This window comes from Blastopirellula sp. SH421, from assembly GCF_057808535.1.
Genome location: NZ_CM173712.1, coordinates 2179950 through 2204430 on the forward strand (window position 1 = coordinate 2179950; position 24481 = coordinate 2204430).

14 protein-coding genes are annotated in these 24481 nt (G+C 56.3%); 9 read left to right on the forward strand and 5 right to left on the reverse strand.

The window, feature by feature from the left end; genetic code table 11:
* Window positions 1–6: 6 nt before the first annotated feature.
* From SH421x_RS08995 to SH421x_RS09035, 9 genes are all read left to right on the forward strand, one after another.
* Window positions 7–1356 (forward strand): hypothetical protein, encoded by a 1350-nt coding sequence (locus SH421x_RS08995; protein WP_488855098.1) that lies wholly within the window; start codon window positions 7–9, stop codon window positions 1354–1356.
* A 162-nt stretch (window positions 1357–1518) separates the two neighbouring features.
* The gene (locus SH421x_RS09000; RefSeq protein ID WP_488855099.1) at window positions 1519–2826 is read left to right on the forward strand and encodes a beta-ketoacyl-[acyl-carrier-protein] synthase family protein; all 1308 of its coding nucleotides are present in this window, start codon (window positions 1519–1521) and stop codon (window positions 2824–2826) included.
* Window positions 2827–3102: 276 nt separating this feature from the next.
* Entirely contained in the window at window positions 3103–4230 is a 1128-nt protein-coding gene (locus SH421x_RS09005) for a leucine-rich repeat domain-containing protein (RefSeq protein WP_488855100.1), read from the forward strand.
* 81 nt (window positions 4231–4311) lie between these two features.
* Window positions 4312–5715, forward strand: a complete 1404-nt coding sequence (locus SH421x_RS09010) for a leucine-rich repeat domain-containing protein (RefSeq protein WP_488855101.1) — start codon at window positions 4312–4314, stop codon at window positions 5713–5715.
* Window positions 5716–5967: 252 nt separating this feature from the next.
* On the forward strand, window positions 5968–9801 hold the full coding sequence (locus SH421x_RS09015; RefSeq protein WP_488855102.1) for a hypothetical protein: 3834 nt from the start codon (window positions 5968–5970) through the stop codon (window positions 9799–9801).
* A 56-nt stretch (window positions 9802–9857) separates the two neighbouring features.
* On the forward strand, window positions 9858–11459 hold the full coding sequence (nadB, locus tag SH421x_RS09020) for an L-aspartate oxidase (RefSeq protein ID WP_488855103.1): 1602 nt from the start codon (window positions 9858–9860) through the stop codon (window positions 11457–11459).
* A gap of 221 nt (window positions 11460–11680) precedes the next feature.
* On the forward strand, window positions 11681–12439 hold the full coding sequence (locus SH421x_RS09025; protein WP_488855104.1) for an ABC transporter ATP-binding protein: 759 nt from the start codon (window positions 11681–11683) through the stop codon (window positions 12437–12439).
* 62 nt (window positions 12440–12501) lie between these two features.
* Complete coding sequence (locus SH421x_RS09030) at window positions 12502–15411, forward strand: Gldg family protein (RefSeq protein WP_488855105.1); 2910 nt, start codon at window positions 12502–12504, stop codon at window positions 15409–15411.
* 100 nt (window positions 15412–15511) lie between these two features.
* Window positions 15512–17203 (forward strand): DUF4340 domain-containing protein, encoded by a 1692-nt coding sequence (locus SH421x_RS09035; RefSeq protein ID WP_488855106.1) that lies wholly within the window; start codon window positions 15512–15514, stop codon window positions 17201–17203.
* A 233-nt stretch (window positions 17204–17436) separates the two neighbouring features.
* On the opposite strand, the gene SH421x_RS09040 is transcribed toward SH421x_RS09035, so the two are convergent.
* From SH421x_RS09040 to infB, 5 genes are all read right to left on the reverse strand, one after another.
* Window positions 17437–19650 (reverse strand): tetratricopeptide repeat protein, encoded by a 2214-nt coding sequence (locus SH421x_RS09040; protein ID WP_488855107.1) that lies wholly within the window; start codon window positions 19648–19650, stop codon window positions 17437–17439.
* A gap of 89 nt (window positions 19651–19739) precedes the next feature.
* On the reverse strand, window positions 19740–20726 hold the full coding sequence (locus SH421x_RS09045) for a hypothetical protein (protein ID WP_488855108.1): 987 nt from the start codon (window positions 20724–20726) through the stop codon (window positions 19740–19742).
* Window positions 20727–20791: 65 nt separating this feature from the next.
* The gene (gene rbfA / locus SH421x_RS09050) at window positions 20792–21205 is read right to left on the reverse strand and encodes a 30S ribosome-binding factor RbfA (protein WP_488855109.1); all 414 of its coding nucleotides are present in this window, start codon (window positions 21203–21205) and stop codon (window positions 20792–20794) included.
* Window positions 21202–21330 carry a hypothetical protein gene (locus SH421x_RS09055; protein ID WP_488855110.1) on the reverse strand — a complete coding sequence of 43 codons (129 nt, stop codon included), beginning with the start codon at window positions 21328–21330 and terminating at the stop codon, window positions 21202–21204. The genes rbfA and SH421x_RS09055 overlap by 4 nt, the downstream gene beginning before the upstream one ends.
* A gap of 36 nt (window positions 21331–21366) precedes the next feature.
* On the reverse strand, window positions 21367–24297 hold the full coding sequence (gene infB, locus SH421x_RS09060) for a translation initiation factor IF-2 (RefSeq protein WP_488855111.1): 2931 nt from the start codon (window positions 24295–24297) through the stop codon (window positions 21367–21369).
* Window positions 24298–24481: the final 184 nt, after the last annotated feature.

Below are 24481 nucleotides of genomic sequence, written 5' to 3' on the forward strand. Positions count from 1 at the left end.
ACGGCTATGATGCGAACTTGGATGATGATGCTGACCCTGCTCCTGATCGGCGGAGGTTCGACCTACGCTCAAGAAGCGGGAAGAGTTAGCTCGCAAGCGACCGCTCGGCCGATTCCCACGGTCAAGCCTCCATCTCCGTTGAGCGAAAGCGATAAAGCCGCTGCCGCTCCGCTGACTCCAGTCGCTGCTGCCCCCAATGTCTCGGCAGCAGGATCCGGTGCACCAGATGCGGTTGCGAATTCGGCCTGGCGCAGTCCTAACGAAGCGATCAGAACCGCTTCGGCAGAGTCGGCAGCTTCCTCGGCTCCACGGAGCGAAGCCCTGCCCCCCTCGGGATCGCTCTTAAAAGTAAAGAGCGGTCTGAACGAGTTGCCGCACGATCAAGGCCAAGTTTGGCGCGACTACGACATCTCCCCCTACACGCTTCGTGTGACGACGACAGCGAAGCCTGAGCAAGCGATTATCGACTGGATTTTGCGAGAAACCGGTACTGACGTCTGGTTTAGCGAACCGCTTGGAATGCTGCACGCCGACAAAAACACGCTACGGGTATATCACACTCCGGAGATGCAGCAGATTGTCCGAGATGTGGTCGAGGACTTTGTGGAAAGTCAGGCCGAAGTGAAAACGCTGGGGTTGCGACTGGTTACGGTAAAAAGTCCCAATTGGCGCAGATTGGCCTATCGTATGATGCAACCAGTCTCGGTGAAAACGCCAGGGATCGAGGCCTGGTTGCTGAGCAAAGAAAACGCCGCGATTTTGCTCGATAGCCTGCGCAAGCGGAGCGATTATAAAGAGCACCAAGCTGCCAACCTGCTGATTCACAATGGACAGTCGAGCGCCGTCTCGATGCTCAAGCCGCAAACATTTATGCGATCGGTCCGAGCAACCGCAACCTGGCCGGGCTACGAACTGCAAAGTGATCAAATTGAAGCGGGATTTTCGCTAGAGGTGAGCCCGCTCTTGGCTCCGAATGACAAGACAATTGACGCCGTGCTGAAGTGCAGTGTGGATCAAATTGAGAAGTTTGTGAACGTTGATATCGATGTCCCCACCGCGACCGGCAAAACTCAAACGATCCAAGTTCAAATCCCCCAAATGGTCAGCTGGCGACTCCACGAGCGATTCCGCTGGCCTTCGGACCAAGTGTTGTTAATTAGCTGCGGTGTAGTGGCCCAGCCCGATATGGGCGTCTCAACGGCCGCCTCATTTCCGCTATCTCTGCCGATACCGACTGGCCCAGCCCGAGCGGATGGATTGATGTTCGTCGAATATCTGGGCCCAGCCAAAGCGAAACCGGGGCAAGCAGCGATCACGCCGGATGCCGCGGCGATTGACAATCGGGGCCGTTATTAAGCGACGATAAGCGTGACTCTCGCGAAGGGCTCCCGTCGACACGCCGGGAAAGCATGCTTAAAATACAGAACTCTAAGTAAATACACGGTTTACATCCTGCATCACTCCGGTTACCAGGGGGGGAATGTCCCCACGGTGACCGCATCGTTTAGAAGTTGAGCTATGGCGGAAGTTGGACAGCGCCGCGTCGTCGTCACCGGTTACGGTTGCATCACGCCCTTCGGTAATACGACCGAAGAGTTGTGGGATGGACTGTCAACCTCTCGGAATGCTGTTGCGCGGCTGAAAAGCTTGCCAGAAGACGCTTTGCCAACTGCGTACGGCGCCGAAGCCCTGGCCTTTACCGGCGCGATCGAAGAGTTTGGTCCGCTCGACAAAGCGCAGCAACGCTCGATTCGTAAAAATCTCAAAGTGATGTGTCGTGAGATTCAAATGGGCGTCGCAGCTGCGCAAGTTGCGCTGCATCACGCAGATTTGACGATCGGCAAGTTTGATCCAGAGCGCGCTGGCGTCGTCTATGGGTCGGATTACATGATGACGCTGCCGGAAGAATATGCCTCCGGGGTAAAGCAGAGTGAGAGCGAACTCAATCGGCGCAGTCTTGATACTTGGGCAAGCCAAGGTATGCCCGAGATCAACCCGCTTTGGTTGCTCAAATATTTGCCCAACATGCCGGCGAGCCACATTGCAATTTTTAACGACATGCGCGGGCCCAACAACTCATTGACTCTGCGCGAAGCGTCGTCCAACGCGGCTATCGGTGAGTCCTATATGACGATTGGCCGCGGTCATGCGGATGTGATTGTCACCGGGGCGACCGGAACTCGCGTCCATGAGATGCGTTCGGTCCATACGGTGCTGCAAGAAACGATTGCTACCGGCGAATCTGCCGGTCTCTGCCGCCCCTTTGATCAGAACCGCAGCGGCATGGTCTTGGGCGAAGGTTCGGGCGCGATGATTCTGGAGTCACTCGAGCATGCCCAAACTCGTGGCGCAAAGCCTTTGGCGGAGATTCTGGGCCAAGGGATGTCGACTGTAATTGCCAGAAATGGTGAGTCGAATCGTCGGCTGGCGCTGGTCAATGCAATGCGTGCGGCTCTACGCGAAGCCCAACTGTCCCCGGCAGACATTGGCCACATTCATGCCCATGGCTTGGCGACCGTCGATAGCGATCAGCTAGAAGCGGCAGCGATTGTGGATGTATTTGGCGAATTAGCAAAACAGCCCCCGGTAGTTGCAGCCAAAAGCAATTTTGGCAATCTAGGCGCTGCAGGCGGTGTCGTCGAGCTGATCGCCAGTTTGATCGCAATGCGCGAAAAGACGCTCTTCCCCATTTTGAACTACGATACGCCTGATCCAGCGTGTCCGCTCAATTTGGTGCGTCAGGCGATCACCGCGCCGACCGGTCCTGTGCTTAATCTCAGCATAACCCCGCAGGGGCAAGCGGCGGTTATCATCGCAGTTGTCTAAATCAGGCGCCTTTTTATCATCTTGCAATTCTAGCGAAGACGCCAACCTACCGCCGGTTTACGCCGTATTATTTGCTTTAGGGGAACAGATACTCGAACGGTCGAAGCAATTCGACGGCGATTTGTCTGTTTCTTTCGATTCCACACGGCAGAGGGTGTGTAGAATTACCAGCAGCGTTAATTGCAAGCTGCTAGAGTCAGTTTGACGCAATTGGGTAAATCTGTTCTGGTATCGCATAATTCAGAATGGATGCAGCTTTTATTCGGAATGGAACGCATGTTGGGTTTAAGGTCACTGCAGCTAGCTGGGGGAGTCTTGCTACTGCTGCTCGCCCCTTTTGCTACTTGGGCCGAGGAAGTTGCCCTCTCTCCAGCGATCCTGGAAGCGACCGAAGCGTTACGCAGCGGCGGCGCCAGCGTTAACTATTATGAAAACGCGGAAGGGCAAATGCTCTTCAACGTCAATTTTGTCGATGCACCCGCGTCCGAAGAAAATCTGCGTCACTTAGTCAAGCTCCCCCATGTCGAGCGCCTTTGGCTGGGACGTTCGTTCCAACTGAACGAAAGCTCGTGGGCAGCGATCATGCAGTTGCGTGAGTTGGAATATCTTTATCTCCACTCGCAGCCTACCGATGATGACATGCGGCAGATTGCGCAGCTAACCAACTTGCGGACGCTGCTGATTGACGGACAAAAGCTGAGCAACAACGGATTGTGGTATCTCGAAGAACTTCGATTTCTAGAAAACCTCACGATTCAAAATGCAAGCTTTGACGGCGATTGCTTTTATTACTTGGCGAATGTGCGTAGCCTGACCAATCTGACGCTCCAATCCGACAAATTGAAATCGAGTGACTTGGCTGGCCTGGGTGAACTACCGCAGCTTGAGATGTTATTTCTCAGTCTGTTAAGCGTGGATGGCGCCGGTTTTGCTGAGATCGGTAAGCTCTCTCATCTACGTAGTCTCAACCTACGCAATGTTCGCACCACGGCAGAGCAACTGAAGCCGCTCGCCCAACTGCAAGAGCTGCAGTTTTTGACGATGAACGACAGTGTCATCCACGGCGGAATCGGGCCGATCGGCAGTCTGCGAGATTTGCATCGACTTGAGTTGGCCAATTCAACCATCAAAGACGCCGATCTCGATGCGCTGCATCAGCTGCCGCTGTTGGCGAATTTGAATTTGGCGCATACAAAAATCACTGACGCCGGCTTAGAGAAATTGAGTCAGATGAAGCGACTGAATACGTTGAACGTTCGCAATACGACGGTGACGAAACAGGGATTGCAGGGGCTACAACAAAAATGGCCTCAGCTAATCATTAGCGCCTCGATAAGTTTTGTTGAGCCGCAAGCTTCGCCGGAGGCAAAGTTGAAGTCGCAAAATTTGAAAGAGCAGCAATAATTGGATACACGCGACGCTGGGGCATGTGACAGACGCCGATTGGGCGTACAAGGCGGCGTCCTTTTGAGCAGGAGGTTCAATATGGTTTCGCTTCGTTGTTGCATCGCAACATTGATTTTACCACTGCTTGTGCTTTCTATTGCAGTCGCACAGCCTGCGCCTCTGCCGGCGCAGCTGATTCCTCAGGTATTGAGTGATCAAACGCTCGACACCGAAGCGGTCGTTGCTGAGTTAGAGCAGGCCGGCTGCACCTTTGGTTACGCCGATTCGCTCCGCTCCGAGCTCTTCCACTGGCACGAATACGCCTGCGTCCGGATCGAAGGGAACAAGCTAAAGCCGGAGCAATGGAAATTGTTGCTGCAACTTCCTGACGTAAAGCTTCTTTCACTACATAAAACCAAATTTGGAGACGAACTGGGCGATGTGCTCGTACAGTTGCATCAACTGACCGAGTTGCAGTTGCACGAAAGCTTTGACGACAAAGGCATTCGCGTCGTCACGACGCTTAGCCCGCTCAAGGCGCTGCTAATCGCCAAAACCAAGGCTTCTCCCGACAGCTTTTTTGGACTGGAAGAACTTCGGAAGCTGGAGCAAGTTGAGTTTACCGATTTGGAGATCAATCAAACGGTAATCGGCGGTCTCCGCGGCTTGCCCAATCTGAATCAATTCAACATTCGTAACAGCGAACTCACATTGCCCTGGGCGCTGGATGATCGCTCGTTTCCGCATTTGAAAACGTTGTTGATTGACGGCGGCAAGGCCAGCACCGCGCTAGTCACTGAAATTTGCGCTGTCCCTACGCTGCAGCAACTTCAGCTTAGCTGTCCTACGGGGCAGTTTTCAGTCGATGATTTTCGTCGTCTGACGGGCTTGCCCAATCTGATCGATTTGTCGCTAGCCAAGTCGTCGCTGCTCGATCAATCGTGTCCGCTGGCGAAGCAGCAGTTGAAGATTCAAAAATTGAACGTCGGCCGTACCGGCATTGGGGATCAATTTCTCTCCACAATCGGTGATTTCCCCAATCTACGAGAGCTGGACCTGACCGCTTCAAAAATCACCGACGAGGGGCTTGCTTACCTGGCCGAATTGTCTCAGCTTGAATCGCTAACCCTAAGTGAAACCGAAATCAGCTCGGCCGCGGCCAAACATTTTTCGCCCCTGCAATCACTGCGTGAGCTCCATCTGCATCACACGAAACTGGACGGCCAAGCGTTTGCTGACATCGCCAAGCTGAAGAACCTGGAGTGGATTGATCTGAGCCAGTCGAATGTTCGCGGAGAGCAATTGCTGGAATTGCGAAAGTTGCCGAAATTACGCGGCATCGTTCTGATGAACACGCCGATCAGTGCGACCGACCTCCCCTATTTGAAGCAGCTCTATCACATCAACGAGATCTACGTCGAAGAGACCAAGCTGACCACCGAAGAGCAAATTAAACTGCACGAAGCGCTCGCCAAAGCACGCAATTTCCGCCCCAGCGCCTGATGCGGCGTTGAATATAAAAGGAAAAAACGGGAGCGAGTCCGAATTCCGCCGCGGAATTCGGACTTGCTCCCGTTTTTTTTTGCTCCTCTCAAGCACACTCTACCTGGGGGGAGGAAGTGCGACAAAAAAACAACCAACCCCCAGACAGCGTCTATAATAGAGAGACAAATCGCTTTTTAGCTGACGTTTCATCCGCTGCGCGATATAAAACATGGTATCGCAACACGTTAATGCTCTTCCCCTTGGCTAGTCATGGCGACAGATACCAGAGACTCAACGATCTCCGATGCACTTCACAATCAGGTCAACGATGATCGTTTGATTCAAAAGAAGCTGCGCAAGACTCGTTGGCAGTTGAAAATCGCGGAACTAGCGGCCGCCTGCATGCTGTTTGCCGCCGGAGCGATCACATTTCTGCTGTTGCTGGCGTTTATTGATCATTGGGTGCTCGACCTTAGTTTTCCGCTCCGCTTGGCGGCGCTGGTCACCTTTTTGGCAAGCGCTGGCTATTTTGTCTGGTCGGCTATTCTGCCGCTGCTCTGGCGGACAATTAGCCCGGTTTACGCAGCGCGGATGATTGAACAAGGGCAACCGGCTCTGAAGAACGGCTTGATCAACTTTTTGCTGCTCAAGCAAGAAGCGACGCCGGTCCATCGCGCCGTGCTCGAAACAGTTCAGCAGCGGGCTGCATCGGACTTAAAAGAATACGCGACCGAGACGACGGTCGATTTTTCCAAAGCGATTCGTATAGGCTATCTGTTCGCCGCGGTCGCGTTGGCGTTTGTGGTTTACAAGATCGCGTCTCCCAAGGATCCGTTGCTCACAGTGCAACGGGTGATTTCTCCCTGGGCCGACATTTCGCGCCCCTCGCGCGTTGACATTGTCGAAGTCCTGCCAGGCGATGTGCAGATCTATCAAGGTCAAACCGTCGAAGTGGCCGTGAAGGTTTACAACATCGACGACGACGAAAAGGTCGAGCTCTATTACTCATCTGCTGATCGCCGGATCGTCGAGCAAAAATTGGCGCTCGAGCCGGATGAAAGCGGCATTTATTTTCGCGGCATGATTGCACCTGAAGGCCAAGGAATCCAGCACGATCTGGCCTACTTTATCCAAGCTGGCGACGCCAAGACGCGCGACTACGACATTACCGCGATGCCGGCGCCGTCGATTGAAGTGGTTGATATTCGCTATGACTATCCCGCTTACACCCAAGAAACGCCGATCACGCAATTGAGCGAAGGCGCTATCAAAGCGCTCGAAGCGACGCGCGTGACGGTAAGAGCGCTCGCGAACTTACCGATGGAAGAAGCATTCATCGAGTTTGACCCAGATGCAGGTGAGCAAGCCAGAATCGTGCGCACCAAATTGACGGTCAGTACCGAAGACCCGACGCAGGCAATCGGGACGTTTGTGCTCGAACTGTTGCGTAAGCCGGCGACTGACGATCCCACCAAGATCGAAACCGCTCCCAAACATCGCCGCTATCAACTTCGGTTTAAAACGGCTGCTGGAGATTTGAACCCCTACCCGGTCGCCTATCCGATCGAAGTGATCCGCGACCTCTCGCCAGAAGTGGAGTTGCTCCGTCCGACCGACGAAAAAATTCGCGTGCCGGCCAACGGGGGAGCCGCACTAGAGTTTCGTGCGATCGATCCCGACTATGCCGTGCGGCAGTTGACAGTGATCGGCGAAATGGATGGCAAAGAACGACTCCGCACGCCGCTCTTGCAGCAATCGACGACCGGTAATGTGCTGGAAACGTATCGCTTTGTGCCCAGCGAACAAAAGCTGAAGTCAGGCGACAAGATCATCGTCTACGCGCTGGCCGAAGACAATCGAACCGACGCTTCCGGTCGACCAACCCCCAACGTAACGACCTCGCGCGCGCTGACCATCGAAATCACTGAACCTGAACAAGGCGCCGAAAAGCAGATTCCCCCAAAAGCCGGCGACAAGCAGCAAGATGGAGAGCAGGAAGCTGGCCAACCTCAAGATGGTCAGCAAGGGGGCGAACAAATGCAGGATGGCCAACAAGCAGGCGACAAGCCGCAAGAAGGCCAACAAGGCGGCGACAAACCGCAGGATGGCCAACAAGCAGGCGACAAACCGCAAGATGGTCAACAAGGCGGTGACAAACAGCAAGATGGCCAGCAAGGCGGTGACAAGCAGCAGGGTGGCCAGCAAGGTGGCGACAAGCAACAAGGTGGCCAGCAAGGTGGTGATAAGCAGCAAGGTGGTCAACAAGGCGGCGACAAACAGCAGGGTGGCCAGCAAGGTGGCGACAAACAGCAAGGCGGTCAGCAGGGTGGCGACCAACAGCAGGATGGTCAACAAGGCGGCGGGATGCAGCAAGGTGGTGACAAACAACAGGGTGGTCAACAAGGTGGCGACCAACAGCAGGATGGTCAGCAAGGCGGCGGGATGCAGCAAGCTGGTGACAAACAACAGGGTGGTCAGCAAGGCGGTGACAAACAGCAAGGCGGTCAGCAGGGTGGCGACCAACCACAAGGTGGTCAACAAGGCGGCATGAACGCTGGCGACAAGCAGCCAGCCGGCCAGAATCAACAAGCTGGTCAGCAGCAAGGGGGACAGAATCAGCAAGGGGCCCAAGACCCTAACCAACAGGTTCAGCCCAAGCCGCTTTCGGCCGATGGTTCGCAAGATGGCGACGCCTTTGAGCGGATTCAAAAATTTCTCGACAAACAGGAACAGCAAGCAGACGGCGGCGAAAAGAGCGGCGAGCAAGAGAGCACGCTTCCCGGCGAGCAAGCTGATGACGGCGACTCGCAACCTACCGACTCGGGTCAGAAGCAAGATCGCGATCACGAAGCGATGGAAAATCGAACTCCGCAACAAGGAGGCGAGCCTGATCCTTCGCAATCCGGCGCCGACTCCAATGCAGACAACTCGCGCCAAACCGGCGGTATGAAGTCGGCAGGCCCTCAAGCCGAAGATCAACAGCCTGGCCGTCAGGATGGTGACGGCGAGATGAAAGATCAGCAAGGCGACGAAGCCGGCGGTGAGTCAACCAAAGGTGGTCATACCCCGACGGAACAAAAATCCGATCCCCAGGGGGAAGAACGCAAAGGCGATAACGGCGTCGGCGATGCGGGATCTTCAGGAGCCGGAAACCCCGGCGCCGATGAGGATCAAGGAAGTCCCTCTTCGCCGGATGGCGCTCCGAATGAAGCGTCCGATAAAATGAGCAAACCCGATGGCGGCGAAAAAAAGAGTGAATCAGGGCCCAAGAGCGCCGTTGGCGATCACAAAGAAAACAAGCAGAACGACAGCAAGGGGGAATCCGACGGAGACCGCTCAGGCGGCGGCGACTCAGGCGGTGGACAAGCGGCGAAACAGCAAGGGCATGATTCCCCCGGCGAGACCAGCGCCGCCGACAAGGGAGCTTCCGCTTCTAAGCAGCGCGGAGACGGCGAAGTCGGCACTAAAGCAGGCGATCAGCAAAAGACCGACAAGCAAACCGGCGCCCCCGGAGATGAAAAGGGAGAAGGGAGCGGCCGCGATAGCGAGGGTGGCGGCGACAAGTCAGGCGGCGGCAAGCCAGGCGAGCCGAACCAGCAGACCGGTCAAAAGCCGGAAAGCAACAACGAGTCCAACCAGTTTGGCGATGGTAATCCCACCGGAGGCGGCGGCATGCCCAGCCAACAAAACGCGACTCCAGACGCCGGCGGTCCCGAGCATGGTGGAGATAAAGCGAACCTGGACTACGCGCGTAAAGCGACCGATCTGGTGCTTGACAAGTTAGAGCACGATCAAAAAGAACCGGACCAGGAAATGCTAAATGACCTGGGCTGGACGAAAGAACAGTTCCGCGAGTTCACGCAGCGCTGGAAGGCGATGAAACAAGCAGCCGACGCCGCCACCGATCCTGCCGCCAAGCAAGAGATGGACGAGGCGCTGCGCAGTCTTGGACTGACGCCAGGCAAGGATCAGCTGCGCCGCAACGAGTCGAACTCAGCCCAGCAAGGGGGAGCCGCCGATGTCAACCGGTCGCGACCTCCAGCCGCTTTTCTGGAACAATACAAGGCTTATCTCAAAGGCTCCGCCAAGCAGGCGCCTCGCTGATCATTCACCCTGACCCACCTCGCCCGCGTAGTTGCAGCTAACGCTGGCTTTCCTGCATGACCACACCGACGCCTCGCTACCTTGTGCCGTTTCACCCGAAACGGGTCTCTCACTACTTCACTGATGTGCTGGTCCTGGGGGGCGGAATCGCCGGCCTGCGGGCAGCGCTTGAGGTCGATCCCTCCTTGTCCGTGCTGATCGTGACCAAGGACAAGGTCCTTGAATCGAACAGCAACTATGCCCAAGGGGGCATCGCCGGCGTGCTGGACGACGAAGATCGATACGAAGATCACGCCGCCGATACAATCACCGCCGGCGGCAGTCTGTGTGATCCGTCCGTGGTCGACATGGTCGTGCGTGAAGGGCCTGACTGCATTCGTGAGCTGATCCAATGGGGAACGGCATTTGACAAAGAAGATGGCCATCTGGCGTTGACGCGTGAAGGAGGCCATGGACGTTCTCGCATCGTTCATGCGCTGGGAGACGCAACGGGTCGCGAAGTGATTCGCGCAGTCGTCGAGCATGTGCGCAGTCGCGAGAATATCCAGATTTGGCAAAACGAGTTCACCCTTGATCTGATCACGCACGAAGGGGAATGTCGCGGCGCGCTGGCTTCGGATCAAAAACATGGCCGTACGCTGATTTGGGCGAAACAAACCATTTTGGCGACCGGCGGCGTCGGTCAGATCTATCGCGAGTCGACCAACCCCAAAGTCGCCACCGGCGATGGCTTGGCGCTGGCGATTCGCGCTGGAGCCCAGTTGCGTGACATGGAGTTCATGCAGTTTCATCCGACGGTCTTGTATATCGCCGGTAGCGGTCGCAGTCTGATCACCGAAGCGATCCGCGGCGAAGGCGCCTATCTAATCGATCGCAGCGGCAATCGCTTTATGGCCGACTATGACCTGCGGGGAGAGCTTGCGCCGCGCGATGTCGTCTCGCAGGCAATCGTCACCCAAATGGAGCGGACCAAGTCTCCCTGCGTCTTTTTAAGTCTCAGCCATCTCGACGCCGATTTTGTCCGCAAGCGATTTCCGGGCATCGCCCAGGCCTGCGGCAAATTTGGAATTGACATCACCAAGGATCGGATCCCGGTTCGCCCCGGTGCGCACTACATGATCGGCGGTCTGACGGTCGATTTGCAAGGACGAACCACCTTGCCGGGCCTCTGGGCTGCCGGCGAAGTGACTTCGACCGGTTTGCACGGCGCCAATCGACTTGCATCGAACAGTTTGCTGGAAGGGCTCGTATATGGAAAAAGAAGCGGCGGCGGAGCCTCGGCGGTGGCGCTAGAGATGCCTGACCAATTTAGGGCGTTGAATCTCGAAAATCCTGTCTTGCCCCCGGCAGAACCGCTCGATTTGGAGGATATCCGAAATTCACTCACCAGTTTGATGTGGCGATCAGCCGGCGTCCGGCGTGAAGAATCGAGACTTATCGAAGCGGTCGACATGATCGATTCATGGCGCAGCTACGTTTCTTCACAACAATTTGACCATCCCGCAGGCTGGGAACTGCAAAATATGTTGCTTGTAGCGCGGGCAATTGCTCAGTCGGCGCTTGAGCGACGCGAATCACGCGGGGTCCATTTGCGGATGGACTACCCGCAAATCGACGATGCGCATTGGAATCGCCATCTCACCTATCCTATCAGTTGACTCCCCTTCCCTTGCCTGCTTACAACTCATCATTTAACCAGTTCTGGTTAAACCTTGGTTCATCCCGTCGTTGCTGGAGTTTTAGCAAACGACGATTTGAATTAAACTACGCCGATTAAGCTCGACTTGTCCTGCAGCTAGAAGTGCAGAACGGGTCTTGCCGTTAGCGCTCTAAATCCTCACCTATTCTTCATCGATTCAAAGATCGACGGTTGACAAGTATGGCAGAATCGAGCGGAACCCCGATGATCGAGGCCGATCGCCTCTCAAAGTTCTATGGAATTTTCGCCGCTTCGCGCGACGTTTCTTTCAAAGTGCGACGCGGCGAGGTCGTCGCTTTTCTCGGCCCCAACGGCGCCGGCAAAAGCACCACCATGAAGCTGTTGACCGGGTATCTGGCGCCCAGCGAAGGGGTCGCGCGGATCGCAGGCCACAATATGATGACCGACCGTTTGGCCGGATCAGCAATGCTTGGCTATTTGCCTGAAAATGGTCCGCTTTATCCTGATGCGACGCCGCATAGCTTGCTGATGTTTTTTGGCGAAGCCCGCGGTATGAATCCCGCCCAGCGTAAAGAACGGATTGAAGCGGTCGTCGATCTTTGCAATTTGCACACGGTGCTGCACAAGCCGATCAGCAAGTTGTCCAAAGGTTACAAGCAACGGGTCGGCATGGCCCAGGCAATTTTGCATGAGCCGGAAGTGTTGATCCTGGATGAGCCGACCTCTGGCTTGGATCCCAATCAAATACGCGGCGTCCGTGAGATGATTCGCCGCTTGGGTGAGCAAAAGACGATTTTGCTCTCGACCCATATTTTTCAGGAAGTTGACGCACTCGCGACTCGCGCGATTGTGATCAACGAAGGTCGTTTGATCTATGACGGCGGTATCGCCGCGATGAAAGAGCCCGGCGAAACGCTGGACGACGCTTTCTATCGGATGACCAAAGGAGTGAACGCGCTCACTCCGGCGACTTCCTAGTTGACTCCTCCCCGCATCCACTTGGCAAAGTTGAAGACTTTCCCGAAAGCACTGACGCTATCATGGCTTGGATAAACGCAATCACGCTGATCTGCTTCGATTTGATTTTCGCAGGCGCCTTTTTCGTCGCGATGATTCCGCTGTTGTTGGCCAAACAAGCCGCCTATGCGGTGATGAAGCGAAATTTCAAATCTTACTTTAGCAACCCTACGGGTTATGTCTTTCTCGCGATCTTTGTGTTGCTGACCTCGATGGCGGCGTTCTGGCCGCACGAGTTCTTCAACGCCAACCTGGCGAATCTCAATCAGCTAAACGAGAACATCGGGCTGATTATGCTGATCTTCATTCCCGCGATCACGATGGGATTGTGGGCGGATGAGCGACGACAAGGAACCGACGAATTGCTGCTGACGTTGCCGGCGACCGACTTTGACATCGTCATGGGCAAGTACTTGGCCGCGGTTGCGGTCTTTAGCGTGTCGCTGTTGTTTTCGCAGTTCTGCAACTTCCTAGTGCTTAACGCGCTGTCGGAAGGTGACATGGATATCGGTTTGTTTCTGACGACCTATATCGGCTATTGGTTTATCGGCCTAGCGATGATTTCGCTCGGCATGGTTGCATCGTTTTTGACCAACAATTTGACGCTCGGCTTTGTGATGGGGGTGCTGATCAACGCGCCGTTCGTCATGCTGCAATATGCGGACGCGTTTGTGACCGGCGCCGGTTGGATTCAGTTTTTTAGTCAAGCGAGTATTGGTCGTCAGTTTGAAGACTTTGGCCGCGGCGTGGTCAGCCTTTCTTCGCTGGTCTACTTCATCATGCTGACCGTGTTTGGCGTTTATCTCAGCATGGTGCTGATCGGACGACGACATTGGTTGGGGGGGAAAGATGGAGAATCACGCCTAGGGCACTACTTGTTACGGACGATTTCGCTGGTGGTGATCGCCAGTTCGGCGACTCTCTTCTTTGTGCTGCATGACTCGCGATTAGACGCGACCGCCGGTCAGACCAGTTCGATTTCGCCCCAAACGATGAAACTGATCCGAAACCTGAAATCCGATGAGCCGGTGCGGATCGAAGCGTTTATCAGCGCCGATGTTCCTGAGTCGTACGCGGAAGTGAAGAGCGATCTGATTAGCTACCTCAACGAATTCCGGGGCGCCAGCGGCGCCAAGATGGACGTCTTTATCTACAACGATCTGGAGCCGTTCAGCGAACTGGCCGAAAAGGCCCGCGACCAATATGGGATCGTGCCGGTGCAAGTGGTCGGCGAAACCCGCGGCATCATGCAAGCCAAAGAGATCATCTTGGGCGCCGCCATTCAGCGCGGCTTGCAAAAAGTGGTGATTCCCTTCTTTGGGAATCGAATTCCGGTTGAGTATGAACTGGTCCGCTCAATCAGCACCGTCACCGATCAACAGCGAAAATCAATCGGCCTGCTGCAGACCGACGCGATGTTGTTCGGCGGGGTTCGTCCTGATCCGACGAATCCGTTTGGCGGTTTCCAAAATGTGCAACGGCAACGAATCGTCGACGAGCTCGAAAAACAATACGACGTTCAAGAGGTCGATCCCAACGCACCCATCGATCCGACCAAGTTTGACGTATTGGTCGCCGTTCAGCCTTCAAGCTTGACGCAACCGCAGCTCGACAACCTGCTGGCGGCGATCAAAGCCGGCGTGCCGACCGCGATCTTTGATGACCCGGTTCCGCTTACGATGAATCAGGCGCCGCCGATTTCGGCGCCCAAATTGCCGCAAGGGAGCGCGATGTTCGGCCGCCAAGAAGCGCCTCCAGCCAAGGGAGATATTCGCCAACTCTGGAACCTGCTGGGGGTCAGCTTTAGCGGTCGTCAGTTGGTGACCGACCAATACTACAACGCCAATGTCATCTGGCAAAACTACAACCCGCATCCCAAACTGCGAATCGGCGGCGGCGGTGGAATCACGCCGGAATGGGTGTTTGTGGATCGCAACACGCCTAGCGGCGAGGGCTCACTTGCTCCGCTCAATCCCGATATCGACATCACGCAGAACCTGTCCGAAGTTCTGTTGGTCTATCCCGGCGCGATTGTGCGTAGCAAAGACTTCCCGCAGACGATGACTTTCACGCCGCTCATTCGGACCGGTACGTTAACCGGCACCGCAACCTTAGAAGGACTCTCGGGACGCGCGAATGATCCGGCCGGGCAACGGGCTTTGACCGGAGAGCAATATACGTTAGCCGCGCTGATCGAAGGGACGCCGGCCAGCGCCATCGACAAGCTGGCCGATCCAAAGAATGAAGCGTCGGACCAGGCCAAGCCTACTCCGATCCGCGTGGCGATGGTCGCCGACATTGACTTGTTGCACAGCGCATTCGTCGGTCTTCAAGCTGAAAAGAATGACCAAATCGAGCTGAATCTCGACAACACGACGTTCGTTTTGAATCTATTGGATAACCTGGCCGGAGACGATCGTTTTACGGCGATTCGCGGCAAGTCTCCTCGTTTGGCGCGTTTGACGATGGTCGATACGATGACCAAGCGGGCAGTCGAAGCAAGCACCAAAGAAGAAGAAGAGGCCAAGAATCAATTTGAAGCCGAACGCAAAACGAAAGAGGAAGAGATCAACAAGCCGGTTGAGGAACTGCAAGAGTTGATCGCCAAGCTCAAGCAGAAACAGGCTCGACAGCAGATGACTGCAGAGGATCAGATTGAACTGACCAAACTGGCCGCTCGCGTGCGTGAGCAAGAAGCGGTCGCCAATCGCAAGCTGCAGGTCGAAGCTGAGCGGATCTCGAAAGACTTGCAAGAAACCCAACAGCACATCCAGCGCGATCTTGATCGTCAGGTGCTGAAAACGCAGAACACCTTCAAAATGTTCGCCGTCATCCTGCCCCCAATTCCGCCGATCCTGGTCGGCTTGATTGTCTTCCTCATCCGTCGCATCAAAGAACGCGAAGGCTTGTCGAAGGATCGCATCGTCAAATAAACGACGCCTTAAATATGCGAAGCAACCGAGTTGCTGCGAATCGATTGAATCCGATATTTCATCTACCGATGACAAAATCCCGCCAGGGGAGCCAATAGCGATGAACGAATTAGTCAAAACGTCGATTTTTGTTGGGGTCGCCGCCCTGTTTACGATCGGAGCGGTCGTTTCGCGCCCGGTCTTGGCCCCTAGCAATCCAGAGGACGAAGTCGGCCAGCCGCTCTTCCCCGACTTCAACAATCCGGATCAGGCCGCAGTGCTGTCGATCACCAAATACGACAGCGAACTGGTCACGCTCAACACGCTGACCCTCGAAGATAGCCCAACCGGCTGGATTGTCTCGTCCGAAGGAGGCTATCCGGCGGATGCCGAAGAGCAGGTTCGCAATGCAGCGACGGCGCTGATTGGTTTGAAAGTGATCGGCGCGTTCGACGCGTTGCCCAGCCAGTTGGCCGAATTTAATCTGGTGAAACCAGACGCTGAAACGCTCAACATTACAGACAGCGGCGTGGGGCAACTGGTGGTGATCTCCGCCGCTGACAAAAAGCCGCTCGCCGAATTGATTATCGGCAAGCAAGACGACAAACAGCCGGGGATACGCTACGTTCGCATTCCCAGCCGTGATCGGATTTATGTGGTGCAGTTAGACGCCAACGCGTTTCCAATGGAATTCAAAAAGTGGATCGACAGCGATTTGCTAGAACTAAATCCGTTTGACGTCACGCAGATGACCTTTCGTGACTACAACGCCGCTTTGATTCAGGCTGGCGGCGGAGCTCGCATCGACCGCGCAGACAAGATGGAAGCGGTCGTCGACTATAGCGATATCGATAACAAATGGATCCTCAATTCGCTCAAATTGCTGCAAAACGAACGGTTGGCGCCAGCCGAATTGGGACCAGGACAAAAACTGAACGATACCGCGCTGACCGCGGCCCGCACAGCGCTCGACGAGTTGCAATTGGTCGATGTCGTGAAAAAGCCGGCCGGTCTGGCCGAAAACCTGAAGGCCGATGGTCAGTTCAACAACGAAGGGCTCGACACGTTGATCGTCAACGGGTTTTTGCCGTACGGAACGGCGCCGATGACCTTGATCGGCGATAGCGGCGAAATCAACATTCATACCAAAGACGCGGTGAAGTATCGCTTGCTGTTCGGCAAAGAAGAAGATGGCGGCGAAGAAGGATCGCGACGCTTTTTGATGATCCAAGTCGAACTCGACAACGCTGCGATTCCGCCGCTAGAAACGATTCCCGTCCCCGAATTGAAAGAAGGGGATGGCGTGGACGTGAAGAAATTGGCCGAAGAAATCGCCGCGATCAAACTCTCCAACGAACGCGCCGTCGACGCCTATCGCGAAAAGCGGAACAATGCGTTGGCGAAGGTCTTTGAGATGAATTCTCGCTTCGCCGATTGGTACTATGTGATCTCGAATGAGCAGTACAAAAAGATCCTGCTGACGCAGAACACGCTGATTGATTCGCCTCCCGGGGCTTCGCCTGGACCGGGTACCGCCACCGGCATCCCGTTAATGTTGCAGCCGCGACCCCAAGTACAACAACCGCCGGTCCAATCGATGCAACCAGCGACCAAGCCTGCGGCGGAGGAGCCAGTCACAGAACCGGCCCAACCGGCGACCGAGGCAGCGGCGAAGCCGATGGAACCGATGAAGCCCGCGACCGAAGAATCAGCCAAGCCAGCCGAAACGCCAGAGAAGCCAGCCGCAGAAGAGCCGCAGACCGAAGAGCCCCCGGCAGGGCCGGCAACCGAAGAGAAACCGCCAGCCGATTAGTTCGCGAGATCTCTTTGCGTTTCAAATTGCGAAGCAGCACCTATGCAATCCGATTGGAAACGGGTCTGCATCGCTAGTTTTGCAGTTGTGCTAATTAGCAGGACTGCAAAAAGTAGGACACGGACGAAGCACGGAGAACACGGTAAGGATGAATTGCTAGATAGCGCAACTTCAAGTCGGGCGCAACGGTTAGCGTCACCGTTCTCGATTTAATTCCCTTCGCGACACGGACCTCACTCTTTTTTGCCCGGCGCTGCTGTGATCTTGGCCTCCAGGGCGGCCCGTTTATCAGACTCTGTTTCACTCAGCAGGGCGACGGCTGCTTGCCAGGCTGCGAGCGCTTCGCTAGGTTGTCCGGCGGCGGAGAGCGCGTCTCCCAGATGTTCCAGCAGCACCGGGTCAGGCTCGTCGATCTTGTCGACCGCTTGTTGCAATTGCCCCACCGCAAGATCATAGCGGCCTTGGCGGAAATAGGCCCAGCCCAGGCTGTCGCGATAGGCGGCGTTGTTCGGTTCGGCGACGACGGCGGTTTCTAGCATCTTGGTTGCTCGCCCCAGATTGCGGCCCGCGTCGGCCCACAGATAAGCCAAGTCATTCATCGCGCCGACATCTTCGGGGAACTCATCCAAGATTTGCTCAAGCCATTCCTCGCGTTCCTGATCCTGCTCAGCCAACGCCGACAGCATCAGCCGAGCTTGGCGTAGCACTTGTCGGGTCGGTGCGTCTTCACGCCGGTTATCGAATTGCGCCAATAGACGACGATAATTGCGATCCGCATCCGCTTTGCGATCGGCGTAAAACAGAATCCACGGCACGCGACTAGCCAGCGCCGCCGATTCGGGATCCAGGGCAATCGCTTTCCTCGCGGTCGCCAAGGCTTCGTCATAGCGATCACTCATCGCCAACAGTGCGGCTAAATAATCATAGGTCGCCGCACGACCTGTTTTGGGCAGCTTGGCGGTCGCCGCAGTTCGCAACGCTTTTTCTCCCAGGTCGTACTCTTTGGCGACCATGCAGGCCAAGCCAAAGTCGATCAGAGCTGGCGCCGTGGCGAGCGGATCGATCTGGTGAGCGATTTCGAGCCACTTCCAAGCGTCGGCCGACTGCTGACGAAGTTGGCAAAGTTGAGCGATTGCCTGAGCAGTGAAGACGGACATTCCGGTCGCAGACTCTGATTGTGTTTCGGCAGCAGCGATCAGTGCGTCGACCGCCATGTCGTCCTCCGCGATTTGCGTCAGTTGATCATGCAGCATCGAGAGGTTCCGATTGCGCTGGGCGACCATGCTCAGCGTATCGAGCAGCGCTGTCCAGTCTTCGGTTTTCCAATAAGCGTGGGTCAGCGTCTGCAGCGCCTCGCGGCGGGGGAATTTTTCTACGTGAGCTTCTGCGAGCGCAATCGCTTTGTCCCACTGTTCTTCGGCTAGCTGTTGCTCCGCCAGAAAATAAGCGAGCGCCGCGTCTTGTTGATTGGTTTCGTACCGGGGAGTCAGTTCGTTCAACAGACGCTGGCGAACTTCGCCGGCGTCTGCGCCTTGTTGGATCCAAACATCACGCAGTAGTTCAAAAGGCAACTCACCGGTCGCGATGTTCCGCTTGGCGGAAATCACCTGCTGCACACGTTGCTCGGCGGAGTCCAAACGACCGGCCGCTAGATCGATGCGGGCAAGTTGCAGATTGAGTTGTGTTGGATCGGAGTCGCCGATCGCGGCGCGAAACTGCGCTTCGGCGGCTTCATAATCGCCGTTGTTGACAAAGGCTTCGCCCAGCGCACGGCGCACGGTGATTCCGCCGCGGCCTTCGTCGGACTGCATGATCGTTTCAACCTCAGGCAGTCCGGCTTCGATCAGCTGGACAATTTCGGTCGCTTGTTGCGCCGCGCTGGGGGCGTCCGCCAACTTGGTGTAGATGTCAAGCAACCGGAGCCGCGTCGCTAACAATTGCGAGTTCGCTTTTCGCGCTGCCAGCGCCGAGGCGCCGCGTGCATAAAGCCTGGCGGCGCGCTCTAGATCGCCGGTCTCTACGGCATAGGCGCCCATCAGCAGCAAAAAATCGGCGGACGCGTCCTCCTGAAGATCAGCTAACAGTAAAGCGTATCGCGACCCTTCTTCCATTCGCTTTTGGGAGAAGGTGACTTCCACGATCGATTGCAGCAGCGCCTGAGAGTCCGGAGCCAAGCGATGCGCCCTTTGAAATCGGCGCTGGGCTGCGGCCAGCTTATCCCGCTGCTGCAACATGCGGCCCTCAATCAGCAAGGCCTCGGTCGCCGTTCGATTGGCGTCCGCTTCGGTCGGCGGTGTGCGCGGAACCAAGACCGGGGGCAATTCGGTGGAGAGCGTTTGGGCCGACAAATTGGAGAGGCTCGTGAACGGTGTCAACAAGCTGGTCCCCAGTAATGTCAGAGAACTGCTCCCCAGCATCACTAGGCCAGATAGAAGGGTCCGTTTCATGCGTACCGCCGCGGATTGAATCATCGAGGAAGGGAAAGGTCGCCTTGCGCTCTATTCTAGATTACGGGGCCGCAGCCGACCAATTGCGTTTACTTCGGCTTTCTTTTGGCGATCGTGCCAGATGATTTTTTAACCACTTTTTTCTTGGCTGCCGGTTTCTTTTCGACGCTCTTCTTTTCTTCGGCGACTTTGGGCGCCGGTTTTTCTACCGGCTTCTTCTCTGGCGCTTTCTTCTCAGGAAGAGCCGCTTTTTTCTTGGCCGCTTTTTTGGAAGGTCGGCCAGCGGCCGGTTTGACTGGTTTTTCGTTCGCCTTTTTGATCGCCGCGGCCCGGCGGCGAGCTTTGGTCACGCGAACTTCTTCGGCGGCGGCTTCGGCGGCCGCTTCTTCTTTGGCGGTTGGACGCTTGGGCAGACGCGATTTAGCGTCGGGCGCAATTTCTAAAATGTAGTCGCGCACCTTCTTGGAATACGGATTCACCAGAAAGTCGACCGCAAGTTCATGTATCAGTGAGCTGTACTCGACCCCTTTGGTTTTGGGGATCGCACGCTCGACGCCGGGGACGCTTTTCTTTTTCGCTTCGGCGTCGGTGATGATGCCGAGAACTCGCATCAGTTCGACCAACGCGTCATCGGTCGGAACGGAGTGCCCCCCCAGCGCGTTCTGCGTGACATAGCCGACGATGAACTGCGTGATGCCGGTGAACCGCTCGATCTGCTTGATCGCTTTCCCCTGGTTCAGCTTCTTCAGGCTTTCTAGATCGTACGTGTAGAGCGTCTCGAAGACGTTCTGCAGGATCGCTTTCAGCTTCTGGGCCGAAGCTTGCGGTTGCGGCAGCTTTGCGCAGACTTCCGACAGTTCGACCAGCGAGGTGACACGGACCTCATTCCAGTCGAAGTAGTTAGTGGAAAGTACGGTAAAGCATTGCTCGGCGGCGGCTCGCGGAGAATTCTCCAGCAGCGCTGCAAACGCTAATTGCTCCAGCAAGGGACGCGAGTCGGTTTCGGCCGAGGTGTAATGTTTCTTTACGACTTTGTGGCTGGCGGTGATGAGACCGGCGCGGTTGGTAGCGGCCATGGTGATTTCGTCGTATGCTCCCGAGGTGTGTTTCTTAGGCGAACGCCTGTGGTCGAAGTGGTCGCTTATGTTTGAGGATCTAGCGGCTCGTCGCGAGGCGCCGGATCGTCATCGTCCTCTGCTGCAGGCTCGTCATCTTTGGGCAGTACGTCCTTCAAGATGCGCGCCACTTCGATCGAGTGCTTGACCCCTTTGTCGATGACAAATTCAAGCTTCGGCGTATAGCGCGTATCGATGCGATCATTGATCTTCGCTTGCAGAAAGCCGGCTGAACGTTTCAGCCCTTCCAGGCAATCGGCCTGCTTTTTCTCATGTCCCATAATCGAGACATGGACCTTGGCTTGACGCATGTCCGGAGACATTTCGACGGCGGTGACCGTTACGCCGGTGACGCGCGGATCTCGGATCTCGGTAATGATCGCCATGCTGACGACTTCGCGAATTGCCGAGGCGGCTTTTAGTAAACGACGTGAACTCATATCGGCGATTCCAACACGCGGCTGGGCGTTGCAGTCAAGCGACGGCGAAGCGAAGTTAATACTTCTTCAGTTCGCAGGCCGTGCGGAGTCTTGGCTCCGGTGTAAACAAAATCGAGAAGCGCCACGACGGCGCTTCTCGACAGATTAGTTAGTAAGTCTCGTTAATCAAGCGTGCGGGCGAACTGCTCGATCTTGTACGCTTCCAGGATGTCGCCATCCTTGATGTCGTTAAAGCCGTGCAGGCGGATACCGCATTCGTACCCTTCGCGAACTTCTTTGGCGTCATCTTTTTCGCGTTTGAGCGAATCAAGCGGATATTCGCCGATCGTGCGGCCGTCGCGATTCACGCGGATGCGGCAACCTCGTTCGATGATACCTCCCAAGACGCGACAACCGGCGATCGAACCAAGTCGGCTGACCACAAAGACCCGCTGTACAAGAGCGCGACCCAACTCATTGACCCGCTCTTCTGGTCGCAATTGACCTTCGAGCAGCAGTTTGAGTTCTTCGGTCACCTTGTAGATGATGTTGTAGCGACGAATCTCGATACCCTTGTCATCCGCTAGTGAGCGAGCCGCTTCGTCCGGAATCACGTTGAACGCGATCACGACCGCTTCAGAAGCCGAAGCCAGCGTAACGTCGGCGACGGATACGGCGCCAACGGCTGCATGCAGCACGCGAACTTTGACTTCGGGGTGATCCAGCTTTTGCATTTCTTTCTGCAGAGCTTCGATCGAACCACGCGTGTCGGCTCGGATGATGACGTTGAGGGTCGAAACTGTTTTGTCGCCTCCCAGGGTGCCCGCTTCGAGCCGTTCCTGGAATTCGTCAAACGAAACTTTGACCTTGTGAACGCCCAGCGATTCGCTGCGGCTGCGATTGGCTCGCAGTTCAGCGATCTCACGAGCCTGAGCGATGTCGCTCAGCACGTAAAACTTGTCGCCGGCGCCGGGCGCTTGATCAAGACCGGTGATGTTCACCGGCGTCGAAGTCGGAGCCTCGGTCAAGCGTTTGCGTCTGTTTTGCGTATCGTACATCGCTTTAACGCGGCCATGAGCGGCGCCGCAGACGATGATATCACCGACTCGCAACGTCCCGTTCTTGACGATGACCTTAGCCAGCACGCCGCGATCGGATTCTTGCTCAGATTCCAAGCAAACGCCGACCGCAGGGCGATCTGGGTTGGCTCGATATTCGCGAAGTTCCGCCGTCAGCAAAATCGTTTCTAGCAGAGCGTCGATACCTTCGCCGGTCACGGCGCTGGTTTTGACCACTTCGACGTCGCCGCCCCACTCGGTGGGCAACAAGCCATGCTGCGAAAGTTGCTGCATCGCCTTGTCGGGATTGGCGCCCGGCAAGTCGATCTTGTTCAGCGCGACGATGATCGGCACTTCGGCCGCTTTCGCATGGCTGATCGCTTCTTCGGTTTGCGGCATGATGCCGTCATCGGCTGCGATGATCAACACCGCGATGTCGGTGACATTGGCGCCGCGAGCACGCATTTCGGTAAACGCTTCGTGACCCGGCGTATCGACAAATGCGATCTGCTTGTCGCCCTTGTCGACGATGTAAGCGCGAATGTGCTGCGTGATGCCGCCGGCTTCGCCTGACGCGACGTCGTGACCGATGATCTTGTCCATCAACGACGTCTTGCCGTGATCGACGTGACCCAGGAAGGTGACGACCGGCGGACGCTCGCGGAGCGATTCCGCCGCATCGACCAGCTCATCAATCGTGGTGATCACTTTGTCTTCCACCGATTGAGCTTCGCTCAGGTTGATATCGACACCGTGTTCAGTCGCCAAGTATTCGGCGGTTTCAGTGTCAATGATCGTATTGATGTTGGCCATCGTCCCGAGCGTCATCAACGTCCGCAAAATCTTAATCGTCGCGATCCCGGTCGCTTCAGAGAAGTCGCGAATCGAACAAGGCAACTCCAGTGCGACGTTGGTCTTACGCGGCGCGGCGGTGTTGACTCCCTTGCGAGGAGTTCGCGACCGCGAACGACGACGCATCCGATCACTCGAGTCATCCCCTTCGCCGGGCTTTTTGGTCCGTCGACCAGCAGCGCGAGCTTCGCGTCCGCCTGCCATCGCGGCCAAGCCTTTCGACTTTTTGCGACGATCGCCGGTGTCGGCGGCTTCTTCTTTATCCACCACCGGCGGATCGGTCGGCCGACGCTCTTTGTCTTTTCGCTTTTTCTCGTGCTGCTTAGTGAACTCTTCCAGCGGCGCCTTCTGCCCTGCTTTGGCGCCTTGAATGGCGGCCTTCGGCAATTGCATGATCGGCTTTTGCGGAGCGGGTTCGCCGGGCTTCTTGGTCGGTTGAGCTGGCGCAGCCGGAGTCGGCATCTTGGCCATCTTCACCGTCATGCCGCCCCGCTTGGGCTTGTTCGTGTTCGCCGCTTCGCGTTTGCTGGCGTCGCCGGGACCATCCGGAGCACGGGTGGTTCCTAGCACTCGGACCTTGCCGCGTTGGCCGCCGCCGGGAGCAATGTAGTCGGCGCGTCGCATCGCGTTGATCTCGACCGGAGCCTCCTCGGGCGGAGCCTCAGTCGACGCGACATCCTTGGTCGTCGCTTCAACCTCAACCGGCTGCTCAGCTTCCGCTTTGACCGGTTGTACGGTCTCCACTTCGGGCGGCGCTGGGGTTTTCACCGTCTTCGTGACGGGAGCCTCGGGGGTTGGCGCTTCAACTTCCGCTGCGGGGGCAGTTTCGGCGGCAGTTTCCTGCGCTTCCGGCGCCTCTTCAACGCTAGCGTCGGAGGGACGCGCGGTGCGCCCATGGACGGCCAGCGGAGCGTTGCCGGTTCGAATGGTGCGGATTTCTTTCGGGCGGCCGGCTTGGACGGGGCGTTCCTCGCGAATTGGCTGGTCGATGACCGCCTCTTTCGGGTCGCTGCTCGCCTTGGCTTTGCGGTCTTGCTTCTTACCGCCACCAGAGATGTAAGACTTCACTTTGTCGAGCTCGTCGTCGGTCAAGCTGGCGAGAGCAGAGCCCTTGCCAGTGACGCCGGCGCGATTGCAGATTTCGACTAGCTCTTTGCTGTCAAGATCAAGCTCTTTCGCTAACGCGTAAATACGTATGGGCACTTTGGCCTTCCTGTCATTGCCGGTCGAACGATTTCGCCCCGGGCTTTCCGGTTACCGCTTATGTCATCCCTAATTCTCCGCTAATGGAGTAGCTCTTTGGGCAACCTTCAAAGAGCCGTGGCGTTACGCTTCCGCCAGCCGACAAGGCGACGGTCATTGTCTGTTTGTTTGTCGTTTTTCCCGG

Coding starts and splice junctions, on each gene's coding strand:
- SH421x_RS08995 (WP_488855098.1), top strand. CDS start 7: ATGATGCGAACTTGGATGATGATGCTGACCCTGCTCCTGATCGGCGGA.
- SH421x_RS09000 (WP_488855099.1), top strand. CDS start 1,519: ATGGCGGAAGTTGGACAGCGCCGCGTCGTCGTCACCGGTTACGGTTGC.
- SH421x_RS09005 (WP_488855100.1), top strand. CDS start 3,103: ATGTTGGGTTTAAGGTCACTGCAGCTAGCTGGGGGAGTCTTGCTACTG.
- SH421x_RS09010 (WP_488855101.1), top strand. CDS start 4,312: ATGGTTTCGCTTCGTTGTTGCATCGCAACATTGATTTTACCACTGCTT.
- SH421x_RS09015 (WP_488855102.1), top strand. CDS start 5,968: ATGGCGACAGATACCAGAGACTCAACGATCTCCGATGCACTTCACAAT.
- nadB (WP_488855103.1), top strand. CDS start 9,858: ATGACCACACCGACGCCTCGCTACCTTGTGCCGTTTCACCCGAAACGG.
- SH421x_RS09025 (WP_488855104.1), top strand. CDS start 11,681: ATGGCAGAATCGAGCGGAACCCCGATGATCGAGGCCGATCGCCTCTCA.
- SH421x_RS09030 (WP_488855105.1), top strand. CDS start 12,502: ATGGCTTGGATAAACGCAATCACGCTGATCTGCTTCGATTTGATTTTC.
- SH421x_RS09035 (WP_488855106.1), top strand. CDS start 15,512: ATGAACGAATTAGTCAAAACGTCGATTTTTGTTGGGGTCGCCGCCCTG.
- SH421x_RS09040 (WP_488855107.1), bottom strand. CDS start 19,650: ATGAAACGGACCCTTCTATCTGGCCTAGTGATGCTGGGGAGCAGTTCT.
- SH421x_RS09045 (WP_488855108.1), bottom strand. CDS start 20,726: ATGGCCGCTACCAACCGCGCCGGTCTCATCACCGCCAGCCACAAAGTC.
- rbfA (WP_488855109.1), bottom strand. CDS start 21,205: ATGAGTTCACGTCGTTTACTAAAAGCCGCCTCGGCAATTCGCGAAGTC.